7 protein-coding genes and 1 tRNA gene are annotated in these 8,261 nt (G+C 58.7%); 7 read left to right on the forward strand and 1 reads right to left on the reverse strand.

Going from position 1 to position 8,261, the window contains the following annotated elements; genetic code table 11:
- Positions 1-80: 80 nt before the first annotated feature.
- Positions 81-326, forward strand: coding sequence for a zinc-finger domain-containing protein (locus tag ACQZ5N_RS02715; RefSeq protein WP_035261222.1), 246 nt, complete (start codon positions 81-83; stop codon positions 324-326).
- 30 nt (positions 327-356) lie between these two features.
- Positions 357-1,538 carry an FAD-dependent monooxygenase gene (locus ACQZ5N_RS02720; RefSeq protein ID WP_448731990.1) on the forward strand — a complete coding sequence of 394 codons (1,182 nt, stop codon included), beginning with the start codon at positions 357-359 and terminating at the stop codon, positions 1,536-1,538.
- Positions 1,539-1,540: 2 nt separating this feature from the next.
- Here ACQZ5N_RS02720 and ACQZ5N_RS02725 read toward each other — a convergent pair whose 3' ends face one another.
- Complete coding sequence (locus tag ACQZ5N_RS02725; protein WP_448731991.1) at positions 1,541-2,728, reverse strand: cystathionine beta-lyase; 1,188 nt, start codon at positions 2,726-2,728, stop codon at positions 1,541-1,543.
- Between the two features lie 376 nt (positions 2,729-3,104).
- Between ACQZ5N_RS02725 and ACQZ5N_RS02730 the strand changes: the two genes are divergently transcribed.
- From ACQZ5N_RS02730 to ACQZ5N_RS02750, 5 genes are all read left to right on the forward strand, one after another.
- A complete protein-coding gene (locus ACQZ5N_RS02730; RefSeq protein WP_003524863.1) occupies positions 3,105-4,127 on the forward strand; it encodes an amino acid ABC transporter substrate-binding protein in 1,023 nt (340 codons plus the stop codon).
- Between the two features lie 106 nt (positions 4,128-4,233).
- A complete protein-coding gene (locus ACQZ5N_RS02735; RefSeq protein WP_003524861.1) occupies positions 4,234-5,430 on the forward strand; it encodes an amino acid ABC transporter permease in 1,197 nt (398 codons plus the stop codon).
- A 2-nt stretch (positions 5,431-5,432) separates the two neighbouring features.
- Positions 5,433-6,590 (forward strand): amino acid ABC transporter permease, encoded by a 1,158-nt coding sequence (locus tag ACQZ5N_RS02740; RefSeq protein WP_003524858.1) that lies wholly within the window; start codon positions 5,433-5,435, stop codon positions 6,588-6,590.
- 11 nt (positions 6,591-6,601) lie between these two features.
- Entirely contained in the window at positions 6,602-7,375 is a 774-nt protein-coding gene (locus ACQZ5N_RS02745) for an amino acid ABC transporter ATP-binding protein (RefSeq protein WP_003524857.1), read from the forward strand.
- 303 nt (positions 7,376-7,678) lie between these two features.
- Positions 7,679-7,753 (forward strand) — tRNA-Glu (locus ACQZ5N_RS02750).
- The last annotated feature ends 508 nt before the right edge of the window (positions 7,754-8,261 follow it).

Below are 8,261 nucleotides of genomic sequence, written 5' to 3' on the forward strand. Positions count from 1 at the left end.
GAGGCTACATATCCGCAACGACGAGCCGGCACGCGAAGACGGATTGCGGCTCGATAACGATATTGCATTTGGAGACGAACATGGCCGGGCATTCCATTCCCCACTTCCAGAACGATGGCGGACACCGCATGATCGAGATCGGCGTCAAGGAATTCATGTGCACCGGCGCTTCCGTTCCTTACGATCATCCGCATATCTTCATCGATATGGGCGACGACAACGAGAAGGTCTGTTCCTACTGCTCCACCCTTTACCGCTACAATCCGTCGCTGAAGGCCGAGCAGACCAATCCTCCGGGCTGCGTCTTCCATGTGAAGGCCGCCTGACCTTCCACTTTTCCTGATCGGGGCGCACCAATGCCCATCAAATCCGTAGCCATTGTCGGTGCCGGCATCGCCGGTCTCACCGCTGCCCTTTCCTTTGCCCGGTACGGTATCGACTGTGACATCATCGAGCAGGCCGGTGAGCTGACGGAAGTGGGCGCAGGCCTGCAACTCTCGCCCAATGCCGCCCGCATTCTCGCCGAACTCGGCGTGCTGCCGGAAATCGAAGCGCGCTGGACCGAACCGGTCAGCGTCGAACTCACTTCCGGAAAATCGCTCGCCACGCTGCTCTCCCTGCCGATGGGCGCGGTGGCGCGCACACGCTGGGACGCACCCTATGGCGTGCTGCACCGCTCGACGCTGCAGAATGCGCTTCTCCAGGCGGTGACACGCAACCCGCTCTGCCGCCTGCATCTCGGCAAGCGCATCGAAAACGCGACGGTGGACGTGATTGCCGCAACCACCTTCCGTGACCATGATCTGATCGTCGGCGCGGATGGTGTCTGGTCGGCGGCCCGCTTCGCGGTCCCTTCCGCCCCCACAGCCACCTTCTCCGGCAATATTGCCTGGCGCTTCACCGTTGCCGCAAACGATGTGCCGTCAGCCATCAACAAAAGCGCCGTGACCGCCTATCTCGGTTCCGGCGGCCATATCGTCGCCTATCCGCTGAAGGAAGTTGGCGGCTTCAACATTGTCGCCATCGCGCTCGGTGCCGATCCCGGCGCAACCTGGCGGGCGGAATCGAGCGGGCGGCAGAAAGCCATGCTGCTGGAACAGTTTCGCGGTTTCAGCCCGGATATCGTCCGATTGCTCGATTCGTCAGAGAATCCGACCTTCTGGCCGCTCTATCAGGCCGGCCCGGGCCGCTGGCACAATGGTCGCGACACGGTGCTGATCGGCGATGCGGCGCATGCCATGATGCCCTTCGCCGCACAGGGCGCGGCCATGGCGATAGAGGATGCTTTCGAACTTGCGGGAGCGACGGCAGGCGGCAATGCCGAAAAGCCCCTGCCCTTGCCGCAGGCCCTTGCCAGCTTTGAGGCCCTGCGCCTGCCGCGCATAGAAAAGGCCCGCAAGCGGGCCTCTCTCAATCGTTTTGCCTATCACGCCACTGGCCCGGTGCGTATTGCGCGGGACTTCGTGTTTTCCACGCGCCCCACCGACGCCTTCCTGAAGGACTTCGACTGGCTCTACGGCTATCGCGCCAAAGGCTGAGGTCAAACTCCGGCCGCTGCCGCAAACCCGGCCTCGAGGTCCTTCTTGAGATCGGCGATATCCTCGAGCCCGATCTGCAGGCGGATGACCGGCCCTTCCGACGGGCCCTTGGCAATGGTTCTGTCGACAAGCGAGACCGAAACGGCAAGCGATTCGTATCCGCCCCAGGAATAGCCGAGCCCGAAGAAGGTCAGCGCATTCAGGAAGGCGGCCGCCGCCTGCTTGTATTTGCCTTCTTCCGCCTTCAGCACGAAGGAGAAGACACCGCTTGCGCCCTTGAAATCGCGTTTCCAGAGTTCGTGCCCGGCAAAGCTCGGCAGCGCCGGATGCAGCACACGGACGACGTCGTCACGGCTCTCCAGCCATGTGGCGATATCGAGCGCGCTTTTCTGGTGGTGCTCCAGCCTTATTCCCATGGTGCGCATGCCGCGCAGGATCTGGTAGGCATCGTCGGAGGTGACGCAGATGCCGAGATTGGTATTGGCCTGATAAAGCGCCTTCCAGTGCTTTTCATTGGCCGAGACGAAACCCATCAGCACATCCGAATGACCCGAAGGATATTTGGTGGCGGCGTGAATGGAGACATCGACGCCGAAATCGAGCGGCTTGAAATAAAGCGGCGTCGCCCAGGTATTGTCCATCGTCACCACGCAATCATGCCGGTGAGCGATATCGGTGATCAGCCTTACATCCTGAATCTCGAAGGTGTTGGAGCCCGGCGCTTCCAGATGCACCAGCTTGGTGTTCGGCCGGATGAGAGCCTCAATGCCCTCCCCGATTGCCGGGTCGTAATATTCCACCTCGACACCGAGCTTCTTCAGCATCGTATTGCAGAAACGGCGCGTCGGAAAATAGACTGAATCGACGATCAGCGCATGGTCGCCGGCGCCGAGATAGGCAAGGAACGGCACGGTGATGGCCGCAAGGCCCGAGGGCACGAGAATGGTTCCGACCGACCCTTCCAGCTCGTTGACGAGATTGCACAGGGCATCCGTCGTCGGCGTGCCGTGGGTGCCATAGGTATATTTCTGGTTTTCGGTCGAAAGCGTCTCCGCGTCGGGAAAAAGCACGGTCGAACCGCGCACGATGGGCGGATTGACGAAACCGAAACAGTCCGCGGGATCGTTGCCGCCATGGGTCAGGCGCGTATTCACACCTGCGGCGGAAAGCAGGTCATTTGTCTTGGTCATTTCAGATCAGCTTTCGAAGGAACATTGACGCGTGCGACAATGCTAAGAGCGCAACGCAAGGTCAAGTCCCGCAGGGACGTCCGAGCGGGTCGGATTGATCCATCGCCAGCCAGAATACAATAAGTATACAAATACTGTGCAAGTGCAAATTTCCGCAAAAATATGCTTATATTTTCACCCTTTGCACACTTCCCGACCAAAATTTGGAAAATTCCGTTTTATAGGCACAATTATTGCCCGCACGTCTTGACCCCGCTGCCAATTGTGATTGTGATAGAAAAAGCGGATCGAAAAAGATCTCGCTGAAGGGGGAGCTGGGGAAGACAAACATGCCGGTCCCCTTCCAAGTGACGATAACAAACAAAGGTTGGGAAAAATGAAAAAGGCAATTCTGTCAGCCGCCATCGGCGCAGCAGTTTTGGGAGGAGCCTCGGTCGCTTCGGCTGCGACGCTTCAGGATGTGAAGGGAAAAGGTTTCGTCACCTGCGGCGTCAGCGCGGGCATTCCGGGATTTTCCAATCCCGATGACAAGGGCGAATGGTCCGGTATCGACGTGGACTATTGCCGTGGTATTGCCACCGCGGTTTTCGGTGATCCTTCGAAAGCCAAGTTCGTCGCCCTTTCGAGCAAGGACCGCTTCCCGGCTCTCCAGTCCGGTGAAGTCGATGTTCTGACCCGTAACACCACCTGGACGATCAGCCGCGACACGTCGCTCGGCTTCAACTTCCGCACCGTCAACTATTATGACGGCCAGGGCTTCATCGCCAAGAAGAGCCTCAACGTGAAGTCGGCTCTCGAGCTCTCCGGCGCCGCCGTCTGCGTTCAGACCGGCACGACCACCGAGCTCAACCTGGCCGACTACTTCAAGACCAACAATCTGCAGTACAACCCGGTCGTTTTCGAAAAGGAATCCGACGCAACCTCCGCCTATGATTCGGGCCGTTGCGACGTTTACACCACCGACCAGTCGGGTCTTTATGCAATCCGTCTGAAGCTGAAGAACCCGGACGAAAACGTCGTTCTGCCGGAAGTCATCTCCAAGGAGCCGCTTGGCCCGGCCGTTCGCCAGGGTGACGATCAGTGGTTCGACATCGTGACCTGGGTTCACTATGCGATGGTCAACGCCGAAGAGCTTGGCGTCACCTCCAAGAATGTCGATGAGCAGAAGAACAGCGCCAATCCGGACGTGAAGCGCCTGCTCGGCACGGAAGAAGGCACCAAGATCGGTACCGATCTCGGCGTGACCAACGACTGGGCCTACAACATCATCAAGCTGGTGGGTAACTACGGCGAAGTCTTCGACCGCAACGTCGGCGCTGGCTCTCCGCTGAAGATCGAGCGTGGCCAGAACGCGCTGTGGACCAAGGGCGGCCTGCAATACGCACCGCCGGTCCGTTGATCGGCCCCATTACCGGCTAGATCATAAGGAGGCTGGGCAACGCCCGGCCTCCGCTTCAAATTATATAAATAAGCTCGCAAAGAGCACATAAAAGGGAAAGGTGCCTATGGCAGGCAACGCGGTCAGTTCGCAACGATCGCGCGCGCAAAGCGCGTCGTCACTTATCTACGATCCACGCATACGCGGCATTTTTTATCAGGTCCTGACAGTCGTCGTCCTGGCCGCCTTCGTCTGGATCATCGTGACGAATACGATCACCAATCTTCAACGGTCAAACATTTCGTCCGGCTTCGGCTTCCTCAACGGAAGAGCCGGTTTCGATATCGGCCAGTCGCTGATCGCTTATACCAGCGATGCGACCTATGGCCGGGCATTGCTCGTTGGCATTCTCAACACGATCCAGGTTGCGTTTTTCGGCATCATCGCCGCCTCGATCATCGGTTTCATCGTCGGCATCGCCCGACTGTCCAACAACTGGCTGATTTCGAAACTCGCGCAGGCCTATGTGGAAATCTTCCGCAACATCCCGCCGCTGCTCGTCATCTTTTTCTGGTACAAGGGCGTCATCTCGGTTCTGCCGCAGGCGCGCGAGTCGCTCGAGCTTCCGCTTGGAACCTACCTCAACAATCGCGGCTTTTTCTTTCCCAAGCCGCTGTGGGGAGAAGGCACCTGGCTCGTGCCGCTCGCTTTCCTCGTCGCCATCGTTCTCAGCGTCTTCGTTTACCGCTGGGCGAAGGCCAGACAGGAAAGAACCGGACAGCAGTTCCGCACCGGAATTACGGCGACGCTTCTCATCATCGGCCTGCCGCTGGCGACATTTCTGGCGCTCGGGGCGCCGCTGACATTCGACTATCCGATTGCCGGGCGGTTCAATCTCTCGGGCGGCGCGGTCGTCGCACCTGAATTCATGTCGCTGTTCCTGGCGCTTTCCTTCTACACCGCCTCCTTTATCGCCGAAATCGTTCGCGGCGGCATCAAGGCTGTGGCGAAGGGTCAGACGGAAGCTGCGGATGCACTGGGACTTCGCTCCAGCACCACGACGCGCCTGATCGTCGTTCCGCAGGCGATGCGCATCATCATTCCGCCGCTGACGAGCCAGTATCTCAACCTGACCAAGAACTCCTCGCTTGCGGTCGCTGTCGGCTTCGCCGACATCGTCTCGGTCGGCGGCACGATCCTGAACCAGACGGGACAGGCGGTCGAAGTCGTTGCAATCTGGCTGGTCATCTATCTCTCGCTGTCCCTGCTCACGGCCGTGGTCATGAACTGGTTCAATGCGAAAATGGCCCTGGTGGAGCGATAACGATGACGATCAGCAATCACGCATTCGTGCGACAGACCATCGAGGACGCCAAACCCGCGCCCTCGAGCGCCGTCGGCTTCGGTCACTGGCTGCGCACCAAACTTTTCGCCACGCCGAAGGACACCGTCCTGACGGTTATCGCCCTTGCCCTGCTCGCCTATCTGGTGCCGCCGATCATCAAGTGGCTGTTCATCGACGCGGTATGGACCGGCAGCGATCGTATCGCCTGCCTGACCGCTTCGCAGGGCGGCGCGCTGCCGGACGGCCAGTCCGGTGCGTGCTGGGCCTTCGTTTCGGCGAAGCTCGGCCAATTCGTCTTCGGCCGCTATCCGATCGACGAACGCTGGCGTCCCATCCTGGTGATGGTGGCGTTCGCCATCCTGCTGATACCGATGCTGATTCCAAAAGCGCCGTTCAAGCGACTGAATGCGCTGGCGCTTTTCATCATCCTGCCCTTCATTGCGTTTTTCCTGCTTATCGGCGGCGTCTTCGGCCTGCCGAAGGTGGAAACGCAGCTCTGGGGCGGCCTGATGGTGACCCTCATCCTGTCGTTCTTCGGGATCACGGTGTCGCTCCCCTTCGGCATTCTTCTGGCACTCGGCCGACGGTCGAACCTGCCGGTGATCAAGATGCTCTGCGTGCTATTCATCGAAGTCATCAGAGGCATTCCGCTGATCACCGTCCTGTTCTTCGCCAGCATCATGCTGCCGCTGTTCCTGCCCGACGGCTGGACCTTCGACAAATTCCTGCGCGCGCTCGTCGGCGTGTCGCTGTTCTCCTCGGCCTATATGGCGGAGGTAATCCGCGGCGGCCTGCAGGCCATTCCGAAGGGACAATATGAAGGTGCGGATTCGCTCGGCCTGAACTACTGGCAGAAGACGAGACTGATCGTGCTGCCGCAGGCGCTGAAGCTCGTCATTCCGGGCATCGTCAACACCTTCATCGGGCTGTTCAAGGACACGTCGCTGGTCTCGATCATCGGCATGTTCGACCTGCTCGGCATTGTCACACTCAACCAATCGGATGCGAACTGGGCCACACCCGTCACCGCGATGACTGGCTATATTTTCGCAGGCTTCGTATTCTGGATATTCTGCTTCGGCATGTCGCGTTATTCGCTGTTCATGGAACGGCACCTCGACACCGGGCATAAACGATAAGGGACGCTCAAATGGCAGAAACCCAAGCAAAAAAACTGACCGTCTCGACAACGGACGTGGCGATCGAACTCATCGGCATGAACAAGTGGTATGGCGACTTCCACGTGCTGCGCGATATCAACCTGAAGGTCATGAAAGGCGAGCGCATCGTCATCGCCGGCCCTTCCGGGTCGGGCAAATCGACCATGATCCGCTGCATCAACCGGCTTGAAGAACATCAGTCGGGCACGATCAATGTCGATGGCATCGAGCTCACCAACGACCTGAAGAAGATTGATGAGGTGCGTCGTGAAGTCGGCATGGTGTTCCAGCACTTCAACCTCTTCCCGCATCTGACGATCCTCGAAAACTGCACGCTTGCGCCGATCTGGGTTCGCAAGATGCCCAAGAAGGAAGCCGAAGAAGTGGCGATGCACTATCTGAAGCGCGTCAAGATCCCCGAGCAGGCGAACAAGTATCCCGGCCAGCTCTCCGGCGGCCAGCAGCAGCGCGTGGCGATTGCCCGCTCGCTCTGCATGAAGCCGAAGATCATGCTGTTCGACGAGCCGACCTCGGCGCTCGACCCGGAAATGGTCAAGGAAGTGCTCGACACCATGGTCAGCCTTGCCGAAGATGGCATGACGATGCTGTGCGTCACCCACGAAATGGGCTTCGCCCGCCAGGTGGCAAACCGCGTCATCTTCATGGACCAGGGCCAGATCGTCGAACAGAACTCGCCCGCCGAATTCTTCGACAATCCGCAGCACGAGCGCACCCGGCTGTTCCTCAGCCAGATTCTGCACTGAGACTGCGATCGACATATATATCGAGCGGGGCCGTTTCGGCCCCGTTTTCGTTTCTGGAGACCTGCTGAAATCTTTCTCTCCATGCACGAGCGCGACGATTTCGATTCCGTGATTCCACCGCTCTCGAAGCGCAAAGAGCACAAAAATGGGCGTGTCGTCGCAGTTTAACCATTTGTTACGAAACAAGAATCCTTGTTTTTCAGGGCTTCTGGCGGCCCATGTCATTTTTTTGTCAAATCATGCATTTTTCCGCTTGCAGACCTTCGGGAGCCTGACTATAAGGGCGCCACACCACAAGCGCACGCGCCCTTCGTCTATCGGTTAGGACGTCAGATTTTCATTCTGAAAAGAGGGGTTCGACTCCCCTAGGGCGTGCCACTTGCCTTCGTGTTCTTCCCCTTCAAAATACGACCACATCGCATTAGCTCGCAAAATCGCTACGCGCGACCAATGCGCCGGAACCGATTCCCGCCGGGCACGTTAGAATGCTGTCCCCCCGATGGAAGGCAAGCCGGACGAAACGCCAACAGGCAAATCGACCGGCTTGCCTTTCCCCTTCAGCCGACCACAGCATCCGTTTCATCCAGCCGCAGCCTATGCCAGCTAAGGGTTGGAAAACTGTGTCCCCGGCCTCCCGCAAGGCATGGGGGCATTACTGACGCGCAGCGATAGGGGCGATATTTCAAGGCCTTGGCCAGTTCTGGCGCAGTTTTCCACAGCCCTTCCGGCCTCTATAAAAAAACTCGTCACGAAGCGAGAAAAATCAATTTTTCCGCTTGCGGACCAACGGGAGCCTGACTATAAGGGCGCCACACCACAAGCGCACGCGCCCTTCGTCTATCGGTTAGGACGTCAGATTTTCATTCTGAAAAGAGGGGTTCGACTC

It is taken from the genome of Agrobacterium sp. 22-221-1, from assembly GCF_053522445.1.

Coding starts and splice junctions, on each gene's coding strand:
- ACQZ5N_RS02720 (WP_448731990.1), top strand. CDS start 357: ATGCCCATCAAATCCGTAGCCATTGTCGGTGCCGGCATCGCCGGTCTC.
- ACQZ5N_RS02735 (WP_003524861.1), top strand. CDS start 4,234: ATGGCAGGCAACGCGGTCAGTTCGCAACGATCGCGCGCGCAAAGCGCG.
- ACQZ5N_RS02730 (WP_003524863.1), top strand. CDS start 3,105: ATGAAAAAGGCAATTCTGTCAGCCGCCATCGGCGCAGCAGTTTTGGGA.
- ACQZ5N_RS02745 (WP_003524857.1), top strand. CDS start 6,602: ATGGCAGAAACCCAAGCAAAAAAACTGACCGTCTCGACAACGGACGTG.
- ACQZ5N_RS02725 (WP_448731991.1), bottom strand. CDS start 2,728: ATGACCAAGACAAATGACCTGCTTTCCGCCGCAGGTGTGAATACGCGC.
- ACQZ5N_RS02740 (WP_003524858.1), top strand. CDS start 5,433: ATGACGATCAGCAATCACGCATTCGTGCGACAGACCATCGAGGACGCC.
- ACQZ5N_RS02715 (WP_035261222.1), top strand. CDS start 81: ATGGCCGGGCATTCCATTCCCCACTTCCAGAACGATGGCGGACACCGC.